The following is a 20,317-nucleotide window of genomic DNA, read 5'->3' as shown; positions in this document are numbered from 1 at the left end:
GCGCTTGCGATGACGGAGCCCGCCAGCCTCACTTCCCGTAGCTGATGCGGTAGATCGCACCTGCGTGGTCGTCGCTCACCAGCATCGAGCCGTCCTGCAGCACCAGGAAGTCGACCGGCCGGCCGAGGTAGGTGTTGTCCTGGACGAAGCCCGTCATGAACGGTTCGACACGGGCGCCGCCCTTGCCGTCAGGCCATGCGACCGACACGTCGTTGTACTTGACAGTACGGTTCCACGGACCGTGGCGGGCGATGAACATCGCGCCTTGGTACTTCGCCGGGAACATCTTGCCCTTGTAGAAGCTCAGGCCCAGCGAGCCGGCATGCGGGCCGAGCAGCGCGGCGGGCTTCTTGAAGTCGCTGCACGACTTGCCCCAGCCGAACTCGGGGTCGGGGATGTTGCCCTGGTGGCAGTACGGATAGCCGAAGTGCTGGTTCGGGCCGGTGACCACGTTCAGCTCGTCGTTCGGAAGTTCCTCGCTGAACCAGTCGCGTCCGTTGTCGGTGAACCAGAGGTTGCCCGTCTTCGGATCGAAGTCGAAGCCCACGGTGTTGCGCACGCCGGCCGCCACGGTCTCGATGCCGCTGCCATCCAGGTTCATGCGGTAGATCTTGGCGTACTCGCCCGGGTCGCAAATGTTGCAGGGCGCGCCGATGTTGTAGTAGAGCTTGTCGTTGTGCACGCGCAGATACTTCCAGCTGTGATCGTCGCCGCCGGGCAGCTTGTCATAGATCACCTTGCCCGGGCCGGGGTTGTCCAGCTTGGAATCGATGTCGTCGAAGCGCAGGATCTGCTTGTTCGTCGCCACGAAAAGAGTGCCTTTGTAGTACTCGATCCCGGCCGCCATCGGCAGTTTGTCGATGATGACCTTGGCCTCGTGCTTCGGGTCCTTCTCGCTGATGGCGTAGACCTTGTTGCCGACGAAGAGCGTGCTCACGAACACGGTGCCCTTGCCGTTGCTGCGCAGTTCGCGTGCGTCGAGCACGCCCGAAGCCCAGGTTTCGACCTTGAAGCCCGGCGGCAGCTTCAGCTTCGACGTGGGCAACTTGTCAGCCGCGGTCGGAATCGGGAAGGCCGGCACCGGCGCCATGCGGCTGGCCGCTTCTGTCTTCGGTCTGCCCTTGGCCCAGCCGGGTTCTTCGGTGGGCGGGGTCTGCGCCCACACGGCGGTGCACAGCAGTGCAGCCGCGACGGGGGCGAATCGGGTGATCTTGAGCATCAGAGTTGTCTCCTATTGTTCGACCGGACCTTGCATATTGCGGCGGCGGCAACAAGTGCCTCGATGGGCCTGCGAAGCTCCATCGACTCACCCGAAGCCGATGCGCACGGCGATTCTGTACGTTGGGATCGATCTCGCCAAGTATTTGTTCACAATCAACAACGATTCGCTGTTGCATTGCTGGAACCCTTTGTGGCTCGGCTGTATCGGGACTCGTCCGGAACTGCTCAGCGGGATGCGGGTGTTCCCGTAGTGCGGCCATTCAAGGGCCAGCGAAGGGCCATGTTGCTCTGCCCTCGAATCGGTCGTCGATGCCTGGATCTGCGCGCAAGCTTCTCAAGAGTGCCCGGCGTATGTCTGTTCCCGGTTGGCGTCCATGTACATCTCTGACACGATCAACCAGCGGCCGTCGGGCTGTCGCTGAAGGAGACGGATCGAGTGATTGTCGCGTTCCTCGATCACGCCGCCATTCAGAAGACGCTGACCGCGGATGCGCAGGTGGCCCGACACGATCACTGTTTCGGCATTCAGCACGCGCACAGTGATCTCGGGATCGGCGACGAGCGTGCCTGCATTGAAGTTGCCGTCCTTGAACAAGCCGCGCAGGTAGGTCACGATTTCCGCGCCGCCGCGCTTTCTGCTTCCGAAGGCGTTCACCCAGTCGGCGTCGTCGCTGTAGACGTCGCACAGCATTTGCGCGTCTCGCGCGACAAAGCCCTGCTGGAGCGTACGCAGCGTGTGGGCGATGGCTTGTTGGTCGTGCGCAGGAAGATGAATGCGCGACGCGGGGTCGATCCGGACGTTCATGAAAACACCTTGTATAGAAGTAGAAGAGGCATGAACTTTAGGCAGGCGGCGCCGCGCCGGGTTGTCCCGTCGTCCCAGGTCTTGCCTGGTGAGATCAAGCGAATCGCCTCGATGCCGAAAAGTCGCTCGGTGGGCGATGCCATCGGCGACAGTGCGCCAGTGGTGTCGTCGCGAGGCGGCTGGTGGCAAATGAGTCGGTCGCAAGCCCCGGTGCTGCAAGACCCGCTGGCACAAGCACGCGCTGTCAAGATTTTCGGGATGCAGATGTAGGCGAAGGCCGATTGCAACGGGTGCGAGTGCGCGACAAGATTCCTCCTTGCCTTGGGCTTCACCAACTTGAACCTTCGAGGAATTTCGCCATGACCCTCATGACCGTCGACCTCTATCAAAGCGCCACCAACGCCGACAAGTTCCTGGCCGTTCCGGCAGGCGTCGACCCTGCAGGGCTCACCGGCCCGATGGTGTTCGACAAGGACTACGGGGAGGTCGTGCGCTACCAGGAGGGGTTCGAATTCGATCCCGCTGAAACCTATGCGGGCGCCAACGCCGCCAAGATTGCCGCGGACATCCTCACCGTGAAGTGGGCGCTGTACGAGCGGGATGCCGCGGCGAGTTGATACGCTGGGCCTGCCGCGTCTTCGGTGACCAGGTCGCTGAGTGCGCCTGCTCGTCATTGACAAGCACCGTCGCCCTGCGCCGTTCGCATGTCGCCAAGTGCCTGTCATATGCTTTCCCATCATGACCGACCCCGTCCTCTATTCGTTTCGGCGATGCCCCTATGCCATGCGCGCACGTTTTGCGCTGTTGGCCAGGGGCCAGCGTTGCGAACTGCGCGAGGTGGTATTGCGCGACAAGCCTGCCGAGCTGCTGGCAGCTTCCCCCAAGGGCACCGTGCCCGTGTTGGTGCTGGCAGAGGGAAGGGTGATCGAGCAGAGCCTTGACATCATGCTATGGGCGCTGCGGTGCCACGACCCCGACGGGTGGCTGCAGCCCGAGCGCGGCTCGCTCAGCGACATGCTGGCGCTCATCGCGCAATGCGATGGCGACTTCAAGCTGCAGCTCGACCGCTACAAGTACCCGGACCGTTATGAAGGCGCGGACGCGCACCTTCATCGTTCGAACGGAGCGCGCTTCCTGCAAGACCTCGACGCCCGATTGGGTGACGCTCCATACCTGTTCGCCCACAGGCCCACGCTGGCCGACATGGCCATTGCGCCCTTCGTCCGGCAGTTTGCGCAAACCGATGCGAACTGGTTTGCAGCCCAGCCCTGGCCCGCGTTGCAAGACTGGCTATCGCGCCTCACCACCTCGCCCTTGTGGACCGCCGCCACGTTGAAGTACCCGGCATGGAAAGCCGGCGAAACGGGCGTCGTTTTTCCACCGCCATAACACAGTCGAGGCCGAGTTTCGGGGCGCGCCGAGTCACTACAATTCGACCCCTTTTGCCCCACTCGAACATCGCGCCCACCATGGACATTGTCGTCAACGAAGAACTCAAAGCCTATATCGACCCGTTGACCCCGGAGGAATACGAATCGCTGGAGCGCAGCATCCTCACCGAAGGCTGCCGCGACGCGCTCGTGCTGTGGGGCGACGTGCTGGTCGACGGCCACAACCGCCATGGCATCTGCCAGAAGCACGGCTTGCCCTTCCAGACCGTGCAGAACACGCGCTTCCAGTCCATCGAGGACGTGCACCTGTGGATGATCGACCAGCACCTGGGTCGGCGCAGCGTCTCCGATTTCCAGCGCGGCGTGCTGGCGCTGCGCAAGCGCGAGATCGTCGCTGCCAAGCGTGCGGCAGTGGCCGCCGCGTCGGCCGATGGCGCCGCGTCGCAGGATGGCGCGACCGACGCGCCGGCAGCAAGCGCGAACGACCACGCAACGCCCGCGCCGCTGGACACGCGCGAGGCCATTGCCCGTGCCGCGCGCCTGAAGAGCAGCCAGGTCGTGGCCATCGAAAAGATCCACCAGCAGGCCACGCCGGAACTGGTGGCGGCCGTCAAGTCGGGCACGATTTCGATCAACGCCGCCGCGGCCGTCGCTTCGCTGCCGGCCGAAGAGCAGGTCGCCGCTGCGGCCGCCGGCAAGGATGAACTCAAGCAAGCCGCCAAGCGCGTGCGCGATTCAAAGAAGAAGCCGCGTGCCGAGTCATCCGACGATGCACCGTCGCAAGGCAAGTCCGCGGACGGTGGCGAAGGCGACTCGGCGGAGGTCGAATCGCTGCGCCAGCGCGTGGCCGCGTTGACGACCGAGAACACCGCGCTCAAGAAGCAGGTCGCGAACCTGCTGGACCAGTTGATGGCGCGCTCCGGCAGCAACGCCGAGGCTGAGCTCCCCGCGCCGTTCTGATCAGGCGCCCGCTCGAGGGCGGGCGCTGGAAAAACACAGGCCGATTCAAAGGCGCCGACATGGAGGCGCCAGCTGGGTCGCGCCCGTTACATTTCGTCTGGGCAAAATCGAGACACAAATAGATACAATTAGATTAACGCCAACGGCTCCATCGAATTGATCGCATGAACGTCCCTGTTACGCCCACGTACCAAATCCCCCTTGTCGTGCTGTCTTATGCGATGGCCGTCATCGGTTCGCTGGTTGCCCTGACGGCTGCGCGCAGGCTCATCGGCCGCAACGGCAAAGTCAATCGCTACAGCGCCATCTCCGCCGGCATTGCACTGGGCGGCATTGGCGTGTGGTCGATGCACTTCGTGGGCATGCTGGCCGTGAAGATCAACATGGGCGTGTCGTATTCGATGCTCGAGACCATCGTCTCCCTCGTGGCGGCAGTGGCGGCCACGTCGGTGGCACTGGTGTACGTGGCGCAGGCGCCAAGGCAACTGCGGCGCGTCGTCGGCGCGGGCTCCTTCCTCGGGCTGGGCGTCGCGCTCATGCACTACCTGGGCATGTACGGCATGCGCTTCGGCGGCTTCATCGCGTGGGAGATGCCGATCGTGGCCCTGTCGATCTTCATGGCGATGGTGGCTGCCTCGGCCGCGCTCTGGCTGGCCTTCAACACACCCACGTGGACCACGCGCATCCTGAGCGCGCTCATCATGGGCGTGGCGGTTTGTGCCATGCACTACACCGGCATGGCGGCGGCGGACTTCATCTGCACCACCGCCACGCCACGCGCCATTCCCGATGGCTTCGGCGTCATCAGCTCCTTGCAGATGCCGGTGTGGGTGCTGGTGTTCGCGGTGGGCAGCGCCTTCGTCATTGCGATGGACCAGTTCATCCGCCAGTCCGCAGGCATCCCGGCGGCGCAGCGCGCCTGATCTCTTGACAGCCGGCTAGAGCTGCAGCGACAGCAGCGATGCCAGGTGCTCCAGCGCCTTCTCTTGCAAAGGCCGGTCGCGCCACGCTTCGAAGGTGATGCGTTTCGATTGCTTCAGGTCGGCTTCGAAGCGCACCGTCTCGGCGGCGGCAAAGGCCTCGTCGTAGATGTTGAGGTTGGCTTCGTCGTTGAGCCGGAACGAGCGGTTGTCGAAGTTGGTGGAACCCACCGACACCAGCAGCCCGTCCACCGTGAAGACCTTGCAGTGAAACATGGTCGGCTGGTATTCGCTGATCTCGGCACCCGCCGCCAGCAGCGGCCCCCAGCTGGCGCGCGAGGCACCGCGCACGGTCTGCGAATCCATGATCGGCCCCGGCGTGATGATGCGCACGCGCACGCCGCGCTTCATGGCGTCGACAAGTGTGCGGATCGTCAGCTTGTCAGGCACGAAGTAGGCGCTCGAAAGGTCGATGGTTTTCGTCGCTGCGGCGATCGACAGCAAATACATCAGGTGCATGCTTTCGCTGCCGCCCGAAGGCGAACTGCTGAAGACCTGTGCGCGACCGGTACCCACGGCAGGCACGGCAGGAAAGTAGCGCTCGCCATGCAGCACCTCGCCTGACACCTTGACCCAGTTGTCCATGAACACACCTTGCATCTGCAGGGCGGCCGGGCCTTCGACCTTGTAGTGCGAGTCGCGCCAATGCCCGGCGTCCTGCGCGTTGCCCGTCCATTCCGGTGCGATGCCCACGCCGCCGGTGAAGCCCACCCGCCCATCGACCACCAGCAGCTTGCGGTGCGTGCGGTTGTTCATGCGGGCGATGTCGTACCAGTTCGGCTTGTGGAACTTGCGGATCTGCACGCCGGCGCGTTCCATCTCTTGCAGGAACTGTTCGTCGATCTTTGCGCTGCCCACCCAGTCCAGCAGCACATGCACCTTGACGCCCGTACGCGACCGTTCTGACAGCGCGTCGGCAAATTCGCGGCCGATGTCGCCCGACCAGTAGATGTAGGTCTCGAAGGTGATGCTCTGTTTCGCGCTGCGGATGGCGGCGAGCATGGGCGGGAAGATCTGGTCGCCGTTGTAGAGCGCCTCGAAGCGGTTGCCCTGCGTGATGGGCGGTCCGAGCAGCACGCCCAGCGCGCGCTGGTATTGCGCGTCGTGCAGCGCGTATTCGTGGTTCACCTGCTCGTCGATCTCCTTTTCGCTGCCGGTGGTGATGTTCAGCACGAGCAGGGTGCCGGCGAGCGTGAGCACGAAGACCAGCAGGATGGTTTTGATGCGCGAGTAGTTCTTCTTCATGCGGCGACCGCCGTGGCGCTCTCTGGGGAGCAGGGAGAGCCACCATAGCCCGCGCCGCACACGGCGAGCGCCAGACAAGGCCCCCGCGCGCTGTCGGAGTCAGCAGCAGGCCTACAAGCGATCGCGCCCGTCGCCGAATGCGCAGCGCCGCGGGGCAGGGCATGCTGATCGCTTCGTCCACAACCTGCCGCTCCCAATGACCACCGATTCGCCCAGGCCCTTGCGCGTTCTTGTCGTGGAGGACGAGCGAGACACCCTGGCGACGACGCTGGAAGCCCTTCACTTGCTCGGCCATTCCGCCATCGGTGTGGAAAGCGCCGAGATGGCCCGCATCCGCTATCTCGACGGCGCCTTCGACGTGCTGCTGACGGATGTCGGCCTGCCTGCTGTTTCGGGGCGCGAGCTGGCCGATCTGCTGCGTGAACGCTCTCCCGGACTCGAGGTGATCTTTGCGACGGGTACGCCGCAGCCGTCGGGCGAGATGTCGCCGTGGCTGGTCAAGCCGTACACCCTCGATGCATTGGACGCCGCGTTGAAGGACGTTTCACGTCGGCTGTGATGGCCGCCCGCGGCGGCCTGTGGTGCGGCGGTGGCGCGGCGGCGCAATGCGCGCGCCGCTCCGGGGACCCATCTCAGTCGATCAACTGCGCCTTGAGCGCGTAATACGTCAGGTCGCTGTTGGTCGCGAGGTTCATCTTTTCCATCAGCCGTGAGCGGTAGGTGCTCACGGTCTTCACCGACAGCGACAGCGTCTCGCCGATCACGCCGACCGATTCGCCCTTGGCCAGCTTCAGGAAGACCTGGAACTCGCGCTCGGACAGTTGCTCGTGCGGCGCCGCGTTGTCCTTGCGGTCCAGCTGCCGGGCCAGCAGTTCGGCGACCGGCGGCGAGATGTAGCGGCGGCCCAGCGCAATGGTGCGGATCGCGTTCACGATCTCGGCGGGGTCGCATTCCTTGTTCAGGTAACCCGAAGCGCCCTGGCGAATCAGGTTCACCGCATAGTGTTCTTCCGGGTAGCCGGTGAGGATGAGCACGCCCAGGTCCGGCGCCTTGGCCTTGATCATCGCCAGCGCGTCCATTCCGCTCTGGCCGGGCATGGACAGGTCCATCACCAGCACGTCGATCTCGGTCGTGCGCACCAGGTCGATGGCTTCGCGGCCCGTTCCGACCTCGCCCACGACACGCAGGTCGACATGGTTGGAAAAATAGTCCCGCAAGCCCGTGCGGACGATTGCGTGGTCATCGACGATGCCGATCTTGATCATGGTGTTCTCCTGCGCGAATGAAGCTTTGCGCTGTGTGCGTGGAGCGGACGATGACACACAACTTGACACTTGTACGATGCCAAAGTCGGGTCTCGCGGGTGTCCTTCGCTCAAAAGAGCGTTTGTCTGCCACGCTTGTCGGAAAACACCGATGAATGGGACGTCGAGGGTCTGTCAGGGAAGCGCTGAATCAGCGCGCACTCGCTTCGCTGTTCCTGTTGCTGCATACCCGGCGAGCCGATCGTGCAGCCGCGATCACAAGGTCCACGGCGCGCCTTCCGACTCCATCACCTTGCGGCCCAGGCTTGCCAGGTCGCGCTCGGCATGGCTTTGCCGCAGGTACACCGGCAGGTCTGCCATCAAGCGCGCGAAGCGTGGATTGCGGCACAGCGGACCGGCACCCAGCGCGCGTCCTGCATGCAGCATCACGACGTTGCAGGCTTCCTCGACGAGGAGCCGTTCGCGCAGGGCGACGCGATGGGCGTCTTCGGTGGGGTGCGCATCGATCCACTCGGCGCATTCGCGAAGGGCCGACGCTGCGGCGCCGATGGCGACGTCGATGGCGCCCACGTGCGCCAGTCGCTGGGCGTCCGGCTCCGTGCCGGTGAGGGCGCGCGTCATGCGCGCAATGCCCAGTGCGCCGCCATACCAGCACGCGGCAACGCCGGCCTCGCCGTGCCAGAAGCCGGGGCGCCGGGTGTAGTCGCCGGGTTTGCCGATCTGCACGGCTGCGGCCTGATGGAATTCCACGTCGACACTGCCGGTTTCCGCCATGCCCACGGCCGACCAGCCGCGCGTCGTGACGGTGATGCCAGGCTGGTTGATCTCGACGGCCGCCAGGCAGGGTTCGCCGGCGGCGTTCCAGCAACTCACCAGGGCGTGGGTCGCCGTTGCGGCGCCCGTGCACCATGCCTTGGTGCCGGAAAGCCCTGCCGTTCCGTCACCGCCTGGGGCCTGCACCAGCGTGACGCGCGCCTCCGGCGTCTCCGCGCACCACGTGCCCCAGCGCGCGCCGGCAGGCGAGGGCGGGCCGCCCAGTTCTGCAAGGATGGCCAGCGCGTCGATGTGGCCTTCGAAGAGCTTGGCAAGCGACAGGTTGTGGGCGCCCGTGTCGGTCAGCACGCGCCAGCGATCGAGCGTGCGGCCGGCGCCCGGCGTCGGTACCTTGTCGAGTCCGGCCTCCACAAGGTGTGCCAGCGACAGGGCGGCGCCAAACTGCTGCTGGAGGCGGCTGAGAGCGTCTTCGGATACGGGCGCGAGCATCGTGTGGGAAGCCTCGTCTTCGTCTGGAGGGAAACAACTATTGCAGTGAGCTTCGAACAAGAGCCCGTGTCGCGTTGCCGCTTGCGGAAATTCTCCGGGGCAATTCAGGGCGGCGCGTAACAGGGCGTCTTGCGTTAGCCAGCCTGCCACACGGAGACGACGGGTTGTGAAGGAAAAATTCTTACATTCGGCGTAGGCGCAGGACGACGAAACGAGCCAATATGCAAGACGAAACTGAAGAAACCACCTGTTTCAGAATGCGCTCGCCATGACTGCCTTGCCCACGCCCGCGGACGTCGCCCTGTTGTCGGACGACGAACTTCTACAACTTGCCCATCAGTGGCGCACCCGGGCCTCGCACGGCATGCGGGAAGCCTTCGGCGTGGCGCACTCGCTGGAAGTCGAATGCCGTCGACGCCTGCGCGGGCCCAGTGCCCGACCGCACGTTGCAGAAAGCGTGTCGTCGCAGTACCAGCGGCCGTGGTGGAAGATCTGGAACCCGGCGCGTTCCGGTGGTGCCACGGCCTATCACGGCTGACGTCATGCGCCGCTGACGGCGCATCCTTTTCTCTTGCTCAAACGTCTTTGCTGGACGGGCCGATGTGCTGCGCACACCGGTGGTTCGGCAACCATGCCGGCGCACAGCCGGCGGCGAAAGGGTGAGATCATGAAGCGAATGATTCAATACAAGGTCAAGGCCGATGCCTCGGCCGAAAACGAGCGGCTGGTGAAGGCGGTGTTCGAAGAACTCGGTCGCGTGCGTCCGAAGGGCTTTCGTTATGTGACGGTGCGGCAGGACGATGGCGTGAGCTTCGTGCACGTCGCGACCTATGACGAGGGCGTCGACAGCAGCGTGCTGACCACGCTTCCCTCCTTCAAGGCCTTCGTGGCCGGTATTCGCGAGCGCTGCGAAACCCTGCCCGCCACAACCGAGCTTCAGGAGATCGGCTCCTATGGATTCGCCGGCAGCTGAAGGGTCAGGCGACAACGCCATCATCGCCACGCTCGACGAGGCGCGCCGCCGGTTTCTTGCGCTTGTCGACGGCATACGGCCTGAACTGCACCGCTATTGCACCCGCATGACGGGCTCGGTGGCCGATGGCGAGGACGTGGTGCAGGACACGCTGGCTCGTGCCTACTACGAGCTGTCGGACCTGAAGGCGTTGCCGCCGCTGCGCCCCTGGCTTTTTCGCATTGCCCACAACCGCGCCATCGACCATTGGCGCCATGAAAGCCTGCGCGCGGCGCAGCCGCTGGAAGCCGCCATGGACGTGGCGGACGACGATGAACTGGAACCGGACAACGCGTTGGCGCGACGCCAGGCCGTGCAAGCAGCGCTGTCGTGTTTCCTGCAGCTGCCGCCGGCGCAGCGCGGCTGCGTGATCCTGAAGGACGTGCTCGACCATTCGCTGGAGGACATCGCGGCCGAACTGGAGATGAGCGTGCCAGCGGTCAAGGCGGCCTTGCATCGGGGGCGCGTGCAGCTTCGTGTGTTGAGCCAGGAGGCTGCGTCCGCAACGCCCAAGCCGTCGATGTCGCCGGAGCGTGTCGTTTCGCCGCTGTTGAGACGCTACGCAACGCTTTTCAACGCCCATGACTGGGACGCGGTGCGGGCCATGCTCGCAGACGAGGTCCGGCTGGACCTGGTGGCGCGTCACAGTGCGTCGGGCCGGGCCCAGGTCGGCCGCTACTTCGCGAACTACGAACGCCTGGGCAACTGGCGCGTCGAGCCTGCCTGGCTGGAGGGCCGCGAAGTGCTCGCGGTGTTCTGGCGCGAGCACGGGGTGGAACGGCCGGGCGCTTTCGTGGAGCTGAAGTGGCGCGATGAGCACATCGTCGCGATTCGCGATTTCCACTTTGTGCCGTACATCGCGCAGGAGGCCGTCTTCGAATCCGTCGCACAAAATACTGGATAAATACACAGTGTTCAACTATGCTTGACGGCATGAACAGAGATGACTGGATCGCCATTTGCGCCCACCACCTGCAACGGCATTGGCGCACCGTTGCCCCGCAGGAACTCGACGAGGTCGCTGCCGAACTGTGGGCCGATGAGCGCCTGCGATCAAAGCCGCCCGGCGAAGCCGCCCAGGAGTGGCTGAGTCCGATCACGCCTGAGCATTCGTAGCGTCTGCCTGCATGTGGTTGGGCCGGGGCGCAGTGCTACGCTACGCAGCACAAGCGCGCAGGAGACAACGATGACGGCCAGCTACGTGGATATACAAGGCGCCCAGGCGGATGTCGACCTCTGGGATGGATTGATCAAGGATCAAAACGCCCTCATCGTCGTCATGATGCAGAAGATGTCCCAGGTCGCGAGCACCGACGCAGCCTGGCTCGACGAGCGAATCACAGAGGCTGAAAGCATCGAGAACCGCTTGGTCGTCGGGCTTGACCGCGCGCAGCGCCGATTGCGGGGATTGATCTAGACGTCCCGATCAAAGGTGGATTCCGCCTGAAACCTCGATTCGCTGCCCCGTCACGAAGCGGTTGCCGTCGCCCAGCAGCGCACCGATGGCGCCTGCCACATCCTCGGCCACCCCGAAGCGACCCAGCGGCGTCAGCGACGCGATGTGCTTCTGGACCTGCTCGTTCGAACGAAGCATTCCACCGCTGAAATCGGTCGCCACGGCACCCGGGGCAATCACGTTGACCGTGATGCCGCGTGGGCCGAGTTCGTGGGCGAGGTAGCGGGACAGCACTTCGACCGCGCCCTTGACCGAGCTGTAAATCGCGCGGTCCGGGGTGTAGAAGCGCGCCGTGCCACTGGAAACGTTGACGATCGAACCCGGATTGCCGATCAGCGGCAGCAGCTTCTGGGTCAGGAAGAAAACACCCTTGAAATGCACGTCGACGAGGCGGTCAAAGCCTTCCTCGCTGACCTTCTCGAGCGGCTCGGCGACCTGCACGCCGCCGTTGTTGACGAGGAAGTCGAAACTGTCGCGCTGCCAGGTATCGCGCAGCACGGCGCGCACCCCTGCGACGAACACGTCGAAGGTGGCGACCTGCGCCGCGTCGAGTTGCAGTGCGGTGGCGATGCGGCCGAGCGCCCTGATTTCGCGGACCACCTCGTCGGCCTCCTCGCGGTGCGTGCGGTAGGTGAGGATGACATCGATGCCGTCGCGGGCGAGTTGCAATGCCGTGGCGCGGCCGATGCCGCGGTTGGCGCCGGTGATCAGGGCGATGCGGGAGGAAGCGTGAGAACGGGTCATGGTCTTGAGTCCTGGAAAGGTTGAGGAATGGAGTGCGCCGGGAAGGCGTGGTCCTATCGTGAACGTGCAGACCCGTCCGATAAATGGTGCAATGTCGAAATCACTGTCCAGCGCATTCGAACAATCGGGAGCCTGCCCATGGACCGCATCGACGCCATGCGTCTGTTCATCCGCATCGTGGACCTTGGCAGCTTCACCGCTGCTGCGGAGGAGTTGGACATGCCCCGCTCCAACGTCACCTACGCGGTGCAGCACCTCGAAAAGCGCCTGGGTGCGCGCCTGCTCAATCGCTCGACGCGACACGTCAGTGCGACGCCGGAAGGGCTGACCTACTACGAGCGCTGTCGGCGCGTGCTGGAGGAGGTCGAGCACGCCGAGTCGCTGCTGGGGGACGCAGCCTTGCAACCGCGTGGCCGCTTGCGCGTCGATCTGCAGGAGGGCTTGGCGGCGGCGCTCGTGTTCCCGCACCTGGGTGACTTCTGCCGGCGTTATCCGGGCATCGAACTGGTGATCGGCACCGGCGACCGATTGGTCGACCTGGTCCGGGAAGGCGTGGACTGCGTGCTGCGCGGCGGGACACCGCAGGACTCCGGGCTTGTCGCGCGCCGCGTGGCCGAGCTGCCCGTCGTGACGTGCGCGAGCCGCCACTACATCGCCGCCCACGGCACCCCCTTGACCATCGACCAGATGCGCGAGCATCAGGCGGTGAACTTCCTGTCCACTTCGACGGGGAGGGCCGCGCAGTTCGAGTTCGTGGTGAACGGCAAGCTGCGGACGATTGGCATGCGCGGCCAGGTCTGCGTGACGTCTGCGCAGGCCTATCGGGCTTGCTGCCTGCAGGGCCTGGGCTTCATCCAGAGTCCACGCTTCGGCATCGCTCCCTTGCTCGACTCGGGCGAGTTGGTCGAGGTACTCGCCGACACACCGCCGCCGCCGATGCCAGTCCTGGTGATGTTCCCGACACAGCGGCAAATGATGCCGCGGGTGCGCGTGTTCATCGACTGGCTGGTCGAGCGGACACGCGAATTGCCGGGCGCGCAGCAGGCTCGTCGCGCCTAATCCGACAACTCAATCCACACAGGCGCGTGGTCGCTTGCCCCTTCGATGCCGCGCATGGCCTTGTCGACCCCCGCGTCCAGCAGTCGGGGCATCAGCGAAGGACTCAACAGCAGGTGGTCGATGCGCAGGCCCGCATCGCGTGGCCAGCGATTGCGCAGGTAGCTCCAGAAGGTGTAGACCGCTTCCTGCGGATAGCGATGGCGGATCGCATCGATCCATCCCTGCTTGAGCAGCCTGGCATACGCTGCGCGGGCCTCGGGCTGCACCAGTGCGTTGTCTTTCCACGAGGCCATTGAGTAGATGTCGCGGTCGGTCGGGACGACGTTGTAATCGCCCGCCAGCACGACGGGATGGCCCGTCTTGCGCAGCGCTGCGGCGTGCTTGTTGAGCCGCTCGGACCAAGCGAGCTTGTAGTCGAACTTGGGGCCGGGCTGCGGGTTGCCGTTCGGCGAGTAGAGACAGCCGACGATCACGCCGTTCACCGCCGCTTCGAGGTAACGGCTTTGCGTGGCGTCCGGGTCACCGGGCAAGCCGCGCCGCGTCTCGATCGGCGCGTCGCCCTTGGCCAGGATCGCGACGCCGTTCCAGGTCTTCTGGCCGTGAACGATGGCGCCGTAGCCGGCTTCCCTCAGTGCCGCCAACGGAAAGTCCTTGCTGGTGCACTTGAGCTCCTGCAGGCACGCCACGTCGGGCGCGGTCACGTCGAGCCAAGCCAGCAATTGGGGCAGGCGGGTCAATACGTTGTTGATGTTCCAGGTCGCGATGCGCATCGTTCAGCCGGCGTGATGGGGTCACGCGACTTTGCGCGATTTTGGCTCTGCTGTCTTTGAACCCGGCGATTTCTTGCGTGCCGCAGTCTTCTTTGCCGGTGCGCTCTTCGCCGCCGGCTTGGCGCTGGCCTTACCGGCCTTGCCGCCTTTCAGGCTGCGCGCCAGCAGTTCCGTCAAGTCGATGACTTCCGCGCCTTCGGACGGCGCTTCCTCTTCCGGCTGGATCACGGTTTCGGTCTTGCCGGCCTTGACCTTCTTGTCGACCAGCTTCATGACCTCGTGCTTGAACTCGTCCTTGAAGTCCTCGGGCTTCCACTTGCCGCTCATGGAGCTGACGAGTTGCTCGGCCATCTTCATCTCGGCGGCCGTGAGGTTGGCGCCCTTGGCGCCGGCCGCGGGAAGGTCCAGGCCTTCCATCGACTTCACCTCGTCGCCCCAGCGCAGCAGGTTGAGCACGAGCGCGCGGCCCGAAGGAATCAAAACGGCCAGGTGTTGCTTGGTGGAGATCACGACTTTCGCGAGCCCGACCTTGCCGGTTTTCACCAGCACTTCGCGCAGCAGCGCGTAGACCTTCTGCCCGCGGTTGATCGGCGCGACGTAGTAGGGCCGCTCGAGGTACACGAAGGGAATTTCGCTGGCCTCGACGAAGCGCTGGATCTCGATGGTTTGCGTGGTGCGGGGATACACCGCCTCGATCTCGTCGGCCGAGAGAACGACGTACTTGCCGTCTTCGTATTCGACGCCCTTGACGATGTCCTTGCTCCCGATTTCCTTGCCGGTCTTCTTGTTGATGCGCTTGTAGCCGACCGGGTCCATGCTGCGCTTGTCGAGCCAGTCGAAGTCCACGCCTTGCTCGGTGCTCGCAACGTGCAGGCCCACGGGAATGTGGACGAGGCCGAAGGTGATGGCGCCTTTCCAGAGGGTGCGGCTTCCGGTGGCCATGGTCAGGCGCTCCTTTCGCGTGGCCAAGGCAGGGCGGTGTTGGTGGGGTCGATCGTCATGCAGGGCTCCTTCGTGGACCCTTGGCACTCTGATCGCCAGCCAGCGGCGGACAAGGCGGACCAGGGCGTCATCCCTTGCAGGACTTGGCCGCTACGCAACAGCTTGCAGGGGTATATGCGTCCAAAAGTTCTCGCGAGCCGCAAAAAGTGGCAAGCTTGCATCTCCGCTTCCCGATGAGGACGTCCATGGCTGCACGCTCGATCGCTTCGCTGTCGCTTGGTTTCGGATTGGTCTCGATTCCGGTCAAGCTGTATTCGGCCACCGAAAGCTCGGCGTCGGTCCGGTTCAACCTGCTGGCCAAGGACGGTTCGCGCGTCAAGCAGCAATACGTTTCCGAGAAGGACCAGTCGGTGGTGCCGCGCTCCGAAATGGTCAAGGGCTACGAGTTCGAGAAAGACCGCTACGTGATCTTCCAGCCCGAGGAATTGAAGGCACTCGAAGACGGCGGCAGCCACGTGATCGACATCGTCTCCTTCATTCCGGTGAGCGCCATCGATCCGATCTATTTCGACAAGGCCTACTTCCTGGCGCCCGACAAGCGCGGCGGCAAGCCCTACAACCTGCTGAAGGCCGCCATGCTCGACAGCGGCCGCTGCGCCTTGGCCAAGTGGGCGTGGAAGTCCAAGCAGTACGTCGTGCAGGTGCGCGCGAGCGACGAGGGACTGGTGCTGCAGCAACTCCTGTATGCCGAGGAAGTGCGCTCGCTCAAGGACCTGGACATCGAGCAATCGACGCCGTCCGCGGCCGAACTGAAGCTGGCACTTCAACTGATCGACCAGATTTCCACCGACACCTACGACCCGACACTTTTCGAGGACGAGGAAAAGAAGCGCATCCTGGCTGCCATCGACGCCAAGATCGCTGGCGAGGAGGTCGTGGCGATGGAACATGCCGAGGACCGCTCCGGCGGCGAAGTCATCGACCTCACGGAGATGCTGCGCGCCAGCCTGTCGCGCACCGCCGCCAAGCCCGAGCCGGCGAAGAAGACCGCGGCCGCCAAGCCGGCCGGCGCCAACGTCACGGCCTTGGCCGGCGCGGGTGCCTCCAAGGGCGCCAAGCGCGCGCCCAAAAAGGTCGTTGATGAAGAAGCAACGGCGCCGGCTCCGCGCGCACGAATGAAGAAGTGACGGCGCCTTCGCTCGACAGCACCCACCCCTACACCCTGCGCGGCATCATGCAGATGCTGGGCCTCACGCGGCATGCCATCAACGGACTGATCGAACTGGGCTTCGTGCAGCCTGAGCGCGCGGCGGGTCGGGCCTACCGCTTTTCATTTCGGGACGTGATCCTGCTGCGCACGGCCAATGAACTGCGCGCGGCGGACATTCCGACGCGGCAGATCCTCAAGTCGCTGCGCCAACTCAAGAAGGCACTGCCGCAGGACGCATCGGCGGGCAGCTTTCGCATCAAGGCGGTTGGCGACCGGGTCGCGGTGCGCTGGGGTGACGCGCAATGGGACGCCGACACCGGCCAACTGATGATGGACTTCGGCGTGGCGCCACCGGCCGGATCCGTCCACGTCATCGACGCGCAACCGTCGCAGCCCGCAAGCGCGAAGAAGGACAACCCGCAAGCGCTCTTCGCCAAGGCCGAAGCGCTGGAAGAGGGCGATCCGAAAGCGGCAGAAAAAGCCTACCGGCGCGTGATCGACGCGGCGCCTGACTACGCCGATGCGTACACCAACCTGGGCTTCCTGCTCTGCGAATCGTCACGCTGCGAGGAAGCGGCAGCGCTCTACGCGCAGGCGGTCGTGCATTGCGCGAACGACCCGTTCATCCACTACAACCGTGCCGTCGCGCTGGAGGCGCTGGGTCGGACGCAGGAAGCCATCGACAGCTACGAGGCGTGCCTGCGCATCGCGCCCGACATGGCGGACGCCCATCAGAACGCCGCGCTGCTGTACGCGCAATCAGGCCAGAAGCAACTCGCCATCCGGCACTTCAGCGCGTACCGGCGTCTGCAGCCGCGCGGCTGAGCTGGTTCCTGCGCTTGCGCTGGGTCTTCGTCCAGCGTTGGGTGAGGTAGTTCGCCAGCGTCACGACCAGCAGCACTGCCAACTGTTGCGCCAGGAGCTTCTTGGCGCCCGCCACGCGCTGGTCGACTTCGCGCTGGGCTTGCGCGGCGCGGCCGATGCCCGAGTAGTCCGGCACGTCGGAGCCCAGTTCGGCCTCGGTCGCGAGCGACGACACCGCTGCATGGGCGCCCACCTCCTTGACGTGTGCCATCGCCTTGGTGGCTTCCTGCGCCTTGATGCCCGACAGCGAGCCGTGTTCATCCGCATAGACCTTGGTGAACTCCGCGCCCAGCAAGAAGATCTGCGCTGCGTAGTAGACCCACGCGATCAACACCACCAGCGAGCCTGCGGCCGCGAAGGATTCGGTGAAGCCACTCTTGCCCAGGTACAGGCCAATGCCCAGCTTGCCCAACTCGAACAAGGCCGACGTCACGGCCGCGCCGATCCACACGTCGCGCCACGCAATGGGCGTCGTCGGCATGAGCTTGAAGATCATCGCGAACAGCAGCGTGACGATGCCGAAGGAGAACACGACGTTGACCACCTGCAGCAGCAGCTCCCAGCCCGGCATCAGGCCGCCGAACCATGCGTCGAAGGCAGCCAATGCCGCGCTTACCATCAACGAGACAATGAGCAGGAAGGCCAACCCGAGAATGAGGCCAAAGGAAAGAAGCCTTGCACGCAGCACCGCCCACACGCCCGAAGGCTTTTCCTTTTCAGGCACGTGCCAGATGCGGTCCAGCGCACTCTGGAGTTCGGCAAACACCGTCGTCGCGCCGATCAGCAGCACAACGGCGCTGATTGCACCGGCAATCAATCCCTTGTCCGGATCGCTGGCGCTGGCCAGCAATGCTTCAACCGCGGCTGCGCCGTTGGGACCGACGAGCCCCCCGATCTGGGCCACGATCTGGTGCTGCGCCGCCTCGCGCCCGAAGATGGCGCCCGCGACGGCAATCACGATGATGAGCAGCGGCGCGAGCGAGAAGATTGTGTAGTACGAGATCGCGGCGCCCATGCTCGGCGCGTAGTCGTCGATCCACGCCGTCACGGCCTTGCGGCACAGGTCGAAGAGGTACTTGGGATTCACTGGGGCCTCCGTTGGGGCTTGGGCGCGGTTGCCTTCTTTGTCGCGCTGCCCACCTTCTGGTCGACCGCGCCGCAGTTGGTGTTTTCGCCCGGGCCGGTCTCGATCAGCGGGAGCAGGGCGGCGATCGGCACGGTGACGGCCAGCGCAATCGCGGCACCGGCACGCGCCATGAGCGGCCCCTTGACGATCTCGAATTCCGGGTTCTTGAAGCTGCCGTAGACCCGCACCGGCGTGCGCAGCGAAAGAATGCCGAAATCCTTCGGCTTGGGCGCGATCGTCATGTCGAAGCGCTCGCGTTCCAGATCGAACCAGCCGTCGCCCAGCACCTGCGTCTGCTCGGTGTCGACCACGAAGAGGCTCGACTTGCCCTTGCCCGACTTCACGTCGAACACCGCGCCGCCGCAGTTGATGACGATGTCCTTGTCGCCGCCCGCCAAGAGGGCAATGACCTTTCCGCCGTTCAGGCCGCTCGCGGCGTCCAGCAGATTCGACACCTTGCCATTGACCACCATGGTCGCGATGCGGCCATTGGCCTTGGCCGCCGCCTCCGCGATGGAGTTGCCGGTGCCCGTGAGATGCAGTGTCGCGCCGAAGCGGCCCGCGCCCTTGGCGAGGGTCTGGCTGTCGGGAATGAGCTTGTCCACGCGGATGCCCTGAAGGTCGACCTGCAAGTCGGTCTTGATCGTCGGTTCGCGCGCGTCGAGCATCACGCGCGAGGCGATGGTGCCGCCGGCAAAGCCGAAGTCCAGCGGCGCGATCTTCATGATGGAGTCGTTCAGCCGCAGTGAGGCTTTCAGGCTTTCAAGCGGCAAGGTGTCCGGCACCTGGAGCTTGACGGCTGAATAGTCGACCTCGGCATCGATCTTCTGCAGGCGGCTGCCTTCGAAGGTGCCGGCGGGCAGCAGGTGGTCGGGGTCTGCCACCTTTTGCTGGGTCTTGGCGGCCGGGCGGTCTTTCACTTGCGCCTGCGTGGCGGCTGGCTTGCCACCGGTCTCCTTGGTCTGCACGCCGACGAGGGGGCCAAGGTCTGCCATGTTGAGGAGCTTGCTGTGCAGCTTGGCGGTGAGCAGCGGGCGCGGCTTCTTGTCCACGTAGGCGCCCTGGCCGGTGACGTCGGTCGAGCCGATCTTGCCGGCCAAGTCGTCCATCGTGTAGCGGTTGCCCTTGAGGATCAGGTGGCCCTCGAGCTGATAGGGCGGCGAGGCCGGCAGGGGCAGCAGCAGGAAGGGGTAGAGGTTGGCGAGCGTTTTGCCTTCGATGCGCAGTTTGGTGTCGATGGCGGAGATGTTGGCGGCGTCGGCGATGGTGCCGTCGATCCACACCTTGGTCGTGCCCGCCTCCAGGTCGCCCTTGAGCGGGAAGGACTCGCCGGATTCCTGGAAGCTCAGCACGTCGCCGGTCAAGGCGTTGCCGCTGAACTTGGCGTCGTGGTACTTGCCGTTGAAGACGTACTTCGTGGTGAAGCGGTTGTTCTCCGGCGGCGCCTTGGCGTCCTTCACCTTCTCCTGACTGGCCGGGTCGAAGGTGCTGCCTTGCACGTCGATGGAGAAGGGCTCGCCGTGGTCGATGTAGCGCACACGACCGTTGTCCACCGACAGCGTGCTGATGCGCAGCTTGCTCGGCGAGGTGTCGTCCGGCTCCGAAAGAATCCAGTTCTTGCGGTTGTCGGGCAAGCGTTCGAAGACGAGGTTGGGGCGCGTCAAGGCGACGCGTGGAATGAGGAATTTTTCGGGCAAGTCGCGCAAGGAGACAGAGAACTCCAGCTTCTCGATCCGGGCCATCGGCTCTTCTTCCTCGGACCACTTGGCGTTGCCGAAGAAGACGTCGCGCATCTCAATGGTGGGCGTCAGGCCGAGCTTGACGTCCAGGTTTGACATCCGGAATTCGCGCTCGGTCTTCTTGGAGATGTAGCGCTCCAGCGGCGGACGCACCCAGTTCCAGTCGAACAGCACCACCACCGCGATCAGCAGAACAAGGAAGCCCAGCAGCCCCGTCCAGACAGGGTGGCGGCGGGGGAATCCGGAAATCTGCATCTTCATGGGTC

23 protein-coding genes are annotated in these 20,317 nt (G+C 64.7%); 13 read left to right on the top strand and 10 right to left on the bottom strand.

Going from position 1 to position 20,317, the window contains the following annotated elements; genetic code table 11:
* Nucleotides 1-28: 28 nt before the first annotated feature.
* Nucleotides 29-1,219, bottom strand: a complete 1,191-nt coding sequence (locus QTI66_RS02680) for a PQQ-dependent sugar dehydrogenase (protein ID WP_286557332.1) — start codon at nucleotides 1,217-1,219, stop codon at nucleotides 29-31.
* A 336-nt stretch (nucleotides 1,220-1,555) separates the two neighbouring features.
* A complete protein-coding gene (locus QTI66_RS02675; protein ID WP_286557331.1) occupies nucleotides 1,556-2,215 on the bottom strand; it encodes a YybH family protein in 660 nt (219 codons plus the stop codon).
* A 170-nt stretch (nucleotides 2,216-2,385) separates the two neighbouring features.
* On the opposite strand from QTI66_RS02675, the gene QTI66_RS02670 reads away from it, so the two are divergent.
* The 4 genes from QTI66_RS02670 (at nucleotide 2,386) to QTI66_RS02655 (ending at nucleotide 5,300) form a co-directional block, all read left to right on the top strand.
* Complete coding sequence (locus QTI66_RS02670) at nucleotides 2,386-2,643, top strand: hypothetical protein (protein ID WP_286557329.1); 258 nt, start codon at nucleotides 2,386-2,388, stop codon at nucleotides 2,641-2,643.
* A gap of 121 nt (nucleotides 2,644-2,764) precedes the next feature.
* Complete coding sequence (locus QTI66_RS02665; protein ID WP_286557327.1) at nucleotides 2,765-3,415, top strand: glutathione S-transferase; 651 nt, start codon at nucleotides 2,765-2,767, stop codon at nucleotides 3,413-3,415.
* A gap of 80 nt (nucleotides 3,416-3,495) precedes the next feature.
* On the top strand, nucleotides 3,496-4,377 hold the full coding sequence (locus tag QTI66_RS02660) for a plasmid replication/partition related protein (RefSeq protein ID WP_286557326.1): 882 nt from the start codon (nucleotides 3,496-3,498) through the stop codon (nucleotides 4,375-4,377).
* Nucleotides 4,378-4,541: 164 nt separating this feature from the next.
* Complete coding sequence (locus QTI66_RS02655) at nucleotides 4,542-5,300, top strand: MHYT domain-containing protein (protein ID WP_286557325.1); 759 nt, start codon at nucleotides 4,542-4,544, stop codon at nucleotides 5,298-5,300.
* A gap of 15 nt (nucleotides 5,301-5,315) precedes the next feature.
* On the opposite strand, the gene QTI66_RS02650 is transcribed toward QTI66_RS02655, so the two are convergent.
* Nucleotides 5,316-6,602, bottom strand: coding sequence for a phospholipase D-like domain-containing protein (locus QTI66_RS02650; protein WP_286557323.1), 1,287 nt, complete (start codon nucleotides 6,600-6,602; stop codon nucleotides 5,316-5,318).
* 196 nt (nucleotides 6,603-6,798) lie between these two features.
* On the opposite strand from QTI66_RS02650, the gene QTI66_RS02645 reads away from it, so the two are divergent.
* The gene (locus QTI66_RS02645) at nucleotides 6,799-7,161 is read left to right on the top strand and encodes a response regulator (protein ID WP_286557321.1); all 363 of its coding nucleotides are present in this window, start codon (nucleotides 6,799-6,801) and stop codon (nucleotides 7,159-7,161) included.
* A 73-nt stretch (nucleotides 7,162-7,234) separates the two neighbouring features.
* On the opposite strand, the gene QTI66_RS02640 is transcribed toward QTI66_RS02645, so the two are convergent.
* Nucleotides 7,235-7,867, bottom strand: coding sequence for a response regulator (locus QTI66_RS02640; protein ID WP_286557320.1), 633 nt, complete (start codon nucleotides 7,865-7,867; stop codon nucleotides 7,235-7,237).
* A 254-nt stretch (nucleotides 7,868-8,121) separates the two neighbouring features.
* Nucleotides 8,122-9,129 (bottom strand): acyl-CoA dehydrogenase family protein, encoded by a 1,008-nt coding sequence (locus QTI66_RS02635; protein ID WP_286557318.1) that lies wholly within the window; start codon nucleotides 9,127-9,129, stop codon nucleotides 8,122-8,124.
* Nucleotides 9,130-9,397: 268 nt separating this feature from the next.
* Here QTI66_RS02635 and QTI66_RS02630 point away from each other — a divergent pair, with 268 nt between their 5' ends.
* From QTI66_RS02630 to QTI66_RS02610, 5 genes are all read left to right on the top strand, one after another.
* Complete coding sequence (locus QTI66_RS02630) at nucleotides 9,398-9,667, top strand: hypothetical protein (protein WP_286557316.1); 270 nt, start codon at nucleotides 9,398-9,400, stop codon at nucleotides 9,665-9,667.
* 129 nt (nucleotides 9,668-9,796) lie between these two features.
* Complete coding sequence (locus QTI66_RS02625) at nucleotides 9,797-10,102, top strand: hypothetical protein (protein WP_286557314.1); 306 nt, start codon at nucleotides 9,797-9,799, stop codon at nucleotides 10,100-10,102.
* Complete coding sequence (locus tag QTI66_RS02620) at nucleotides 10,083-11,045, top strand: sigma-70 family RNA polymerase sigma factor (protein WP_286557312.1); 963 nt, start codon at nucleotides 10,083-10,085, stop codon at nucleotides 11,043-11,045. The genes QTI66_RS02625 and QTI66_RS02620 overlap by 20 nt, the downstream gene beginning before the upstream one ends.
* 29 nt (nucleotides 11,046-11,074) lie before the next feature.
* Nucleotides 11,075-11,257, top strand: coding sequence for a hypothetical protein (locus tag QTI66_RS02615; protein WP_286557310.1), 183 nt, complete (start codon nucleotides 11,075-11,077; stop codon nucleotides 11,255-11,257).
* Nucleotides 11,258-11,327: 70 nt separating this feature from the next.
* A complete protein-coding gene (locus QTI66_RS02610) occupies nucleotides 11,328-11,558 on the top strand; it encodes a hypothetical protein (RefSeq protein WP_286557308.1) in 231 nt (76 codons plus the stop codon).
* A gap of 9 nt (nucleotides 11,559-11,567) precedes the next feature.
* On the opposite strand, the gene QTI66_RS02605 is transcribed toward QTI66_RS02610, so the two are convergent.
* Entirely contained in the window at nucleotides 11,568-12,341 is a 774-nt protein-coding gene (locus tag QTI66_RS02605) for an SDR family NAD(P)-dependent oxidoreductase (RefSeq protein WP_286557306.1), read from the bottom strand.
* 138 nt (nucleotides 12,342-12,479) lie between these two features.
* Here QTI66_RS02605 and QTI66_RS02600 point away from each other — a divergent pair, with 138 nt between their 5' ends.
* The gene (locus tag QTI66_RS02600) at nucleotides 12,480-13,400 is read left to right on the top strand and encodes a LysR family transcriptional regulator (protein WP_286557305.1); all 921 of its coding nucleotides are present in this window, start codon (nucleotides 12,480-12,482) and stop codon (nucleotides 13,398-13,400) included.
* Here the strand turns inward: QTI66_RS02600 and QTI66_RS02595 are convergent.
* Together QTI66_RS02595 and ku (QTI66_RS02590) are read right to left on the bottom strand one after the other, a co-directional pair.
* Nucleotides 13,397-14,170, bottom strand: coding sequence for an exodeoxyribonuclease III (locus tag QTI66_RS02595; protein WP_286557303.1), 774 nt, complete (start codon nucleotides 14,168-14,170; stop codon nucleotides 13,397-13,399). The two genes, QTI66_RS02600 and QTI66_RS02595, sit on opposite strands and share 4 nt — an antisense overlap.
* A 21-nt stretch (nucleotides 14,171-14,191) precedes the next feature.
* Nucleotides 14,192-15,112, bottom strand: a complete 921-nt coding sequence (gene ku, locus QTI66_RS02590) for a non-homologous end joining protein Ku (protein WP_286557301.1) — start codon at nucleotides 15,110-15,112, stop codon at nucleotides 14,192-14,194.
* 245 nt (nucleotides 15,113-15,357) lie between these two features.
* Between ku (QTI66_RS02590) and ku (QTI66_RS02585) the strand changes: the two genes are divergently transcribed.
* The gene (gene ku, locus QTI66_RS02585) at nucleotides 15,358-16,299 is read left to right on the top strand and encodes a non-homologous end joining protein Ku (RefSeq protein WP_286557299.1); all 942 of its coding nucleotides are present in this window, start codon (nucleotides 15,358-15,360) and stop codon (nucleotides 16,297-16,299) included.
* Nucleotides 16,296-17,147, top strand: coding sequence for a tetratricopeptide repeat protein (locus QTI66_RS02580; protein WP_286557297.1), 852 nt, complete (start codon nucleotides 16,296-16,298; stop codon nucleotides 17,145-17,147). The genes ku (QTI66_RS02585) and QTI66_RS02580 overlap by 4 nt, the downstream gene beginning before the upstream one ends.
* On the opposite strand, the gene QTI66_RS02575 is transcribed toward QTI66_RS02580, so the two are convergent.
* Nucleotides 17,113-18,273 (bottom strand): YihY/virulence factor BrkB family protein, encoded by a 1,161-nt coding sequence (locus QTI66_RS02575; protein WP_286557295.1) that lies wholly within the window; start codon nucleotides 18,271-18,273, stop codon nucleotides 17,113-17,115. The genes QTI66_RS02580 and QTI66_RS02575 overlap by 35 nt on opposite strands.
* Nucleotides 18,270-20,312 carry an AsmA family protein gene (locus QTI66_RS02570; RefSeq protein WP_286557293.1) on the bottom strand — a complete coding sequence of 681 codons (2,043 nt, stop codon included), beginning with the start codon at nucleotides 20,310-20,312 and terminating at the stop codon, nucleotides 18,270-18,272. The genes QTI66_RS02575 and QTI66_RS02570 overlap by 4 nt, the downstream gene beginning before the upstream one ends.
* Between the last annotated feature and the right edge of the window lie 5 nt (nucleotides 20,313-20,317).

The organism is Variovorax brevis, from assembly GCF_030317105.1.
GTDB classification, from domain to species: domain Bacteria; phylum Pseudomonadota; class Gammaproteobacteria; order Burkholderiales; family Burkholderiaceae_C; genus Variovorax; species Variovorax brevis.
This window is presented reverse-complemented; position numbering and strand designations above follow the sequence as displayed.

Bases quoted from the DNA above. Each gene is read 5' to 3' on its own strand.
- QTI66_RS02645 (WP_286557321.1), top strand. From the start codon at position 6,799: ATGACCACCGATTCGCCCAGGCCCTTGCGCGTTCTTGTCGTGGAGGAC.
- QTI66_RS02615 (WP_286557310.1), top strand. From the start codon at position 11,075: ATGAACAGAGATGACTGGATCGCCATTTGCGCCCACCACCTGCAACGG.
- QTI66_RS02680 (WP_286557332.1), bottom strand. From the start codon at position 1,219: ATGCTCAAGATCACCCGATTCGCCCCCGTCGCGGCTGCACTGCTGTGC.
- QTI66_RS02605 (WP_286557306.1), bottom strand. From the start codon at position 12,341: ATGACCCGTTCTCACGCTTCCTCCCGCATCGCCCTGATCACCGGCGCC.
- QTI66_RS02600 (WP_286557305.1), top strand. From the start codon at position 12,480: ATGGACCGCATCGACGCCATGCGTCTGTTCATCCGCATCGTGGACCTT.
- QTI66_RS02570 (WP_286557293.1), bottom strand. From the start codon at position 20,312: ATGAAGATGCAGATTTCCGGATTCCCCCGCCGCCACCCTGTCTGGACG.
- QTI66_RS02595 (WP_286557303.1), bottom strand. From the start codon at position 14,170: ATGCGCATCGCGACCTGGAACATCAACAACGTATTGACCCGCCTGCCC.
- QTI66_RS02620 (WP_286557312.1), top strand. From the start codon at position 10,083: ATGGATTCGCCGGCAGCTGAAGGGTCAGGCGACAACGCCATCATCGCC.
- QTI66_RS02610 (WP_286557308.1), top strand. From the start codon at position 11,328: ATGACGGCCAGCTACGTGGATATACAAGGCGCCCAGGCGGATGTCGAC.
- QTI66_RS02665 (WP_286557327.1), top strand. From the start codon at position 2,765: ATGACCGACCCCGTCCTCTATTCGTTTCGGCGATGCCCCTATGCCATG.
- QTI66_RS02660 (WP_286557326.1), top strand. From the start codon at position 3,496: ATGGACATTGTCGTCAACGAAGAACTCAAAGCCTATATCGACCCGTTG.
- QTI66_RS02670 (WP_286557329.1), top strand. From the start codon at position 2,386: ATGACCCTCATGACCGTCGACCTCTATCAAAGCGCCACCAACGCCGAC.
- ku (WP_286557299.1), top strand. From the start codon at position 15,358: ATGGCTGCACGCTCGATCGCTTCGCTGTCGCTTGGTTTCGGATTGGTC.
- QTI66_RS02655 (WP_286557325.1), top strand. From the start codon at position 4,542: ATGAACGTCCCTGTTACGCCCACGTACCAAATCCCCCTTGTCGTGCTG.
- QTI66_RS02625 (WP_286557314.1), top strand. From the start codon at position 9,797: ATGAAGCGAATGATTCAATACAAGGTCAAGGCCGATGCCTCGGCCGAA.
- ku (WP_286557301.1), bottom strand. From the start codon at position 15,112: ATGGCCACCGGAAGCCGCACCCTCTGGAAAGGCGCCATCACCTTCGGC.
- QTI66_RS02630 (WP_286557316.1), top strand. From the start codon at position 9,398: ATGACTGCCTTGCCCACGCCCGCGGACGTCGCCCTGTTGTCGGACGAC.
- QTI66_RS02635 (WP_286557318.1), bottom strand. From the start codon at position 9,129: ATGCTCGCGCCCGTATCCGAAGACGCTCTCAGCCGCCTCCAGCAGCAG.
- QTI66_RS02650 (WP_286557323.1), bottom strand. From the start codon at position 6,602: ATGAAGAAGAACTACTCGCGCATCAAAACCATCCTGCTGGTCTTCGTG.
- QTI66_RS02640 (WP_286557320.1), bottom strand. From the start codon at position 7,867: ATGATCAAGATCGGCATCGTCGATGACCACGCAATCGTCCGCACGGGC.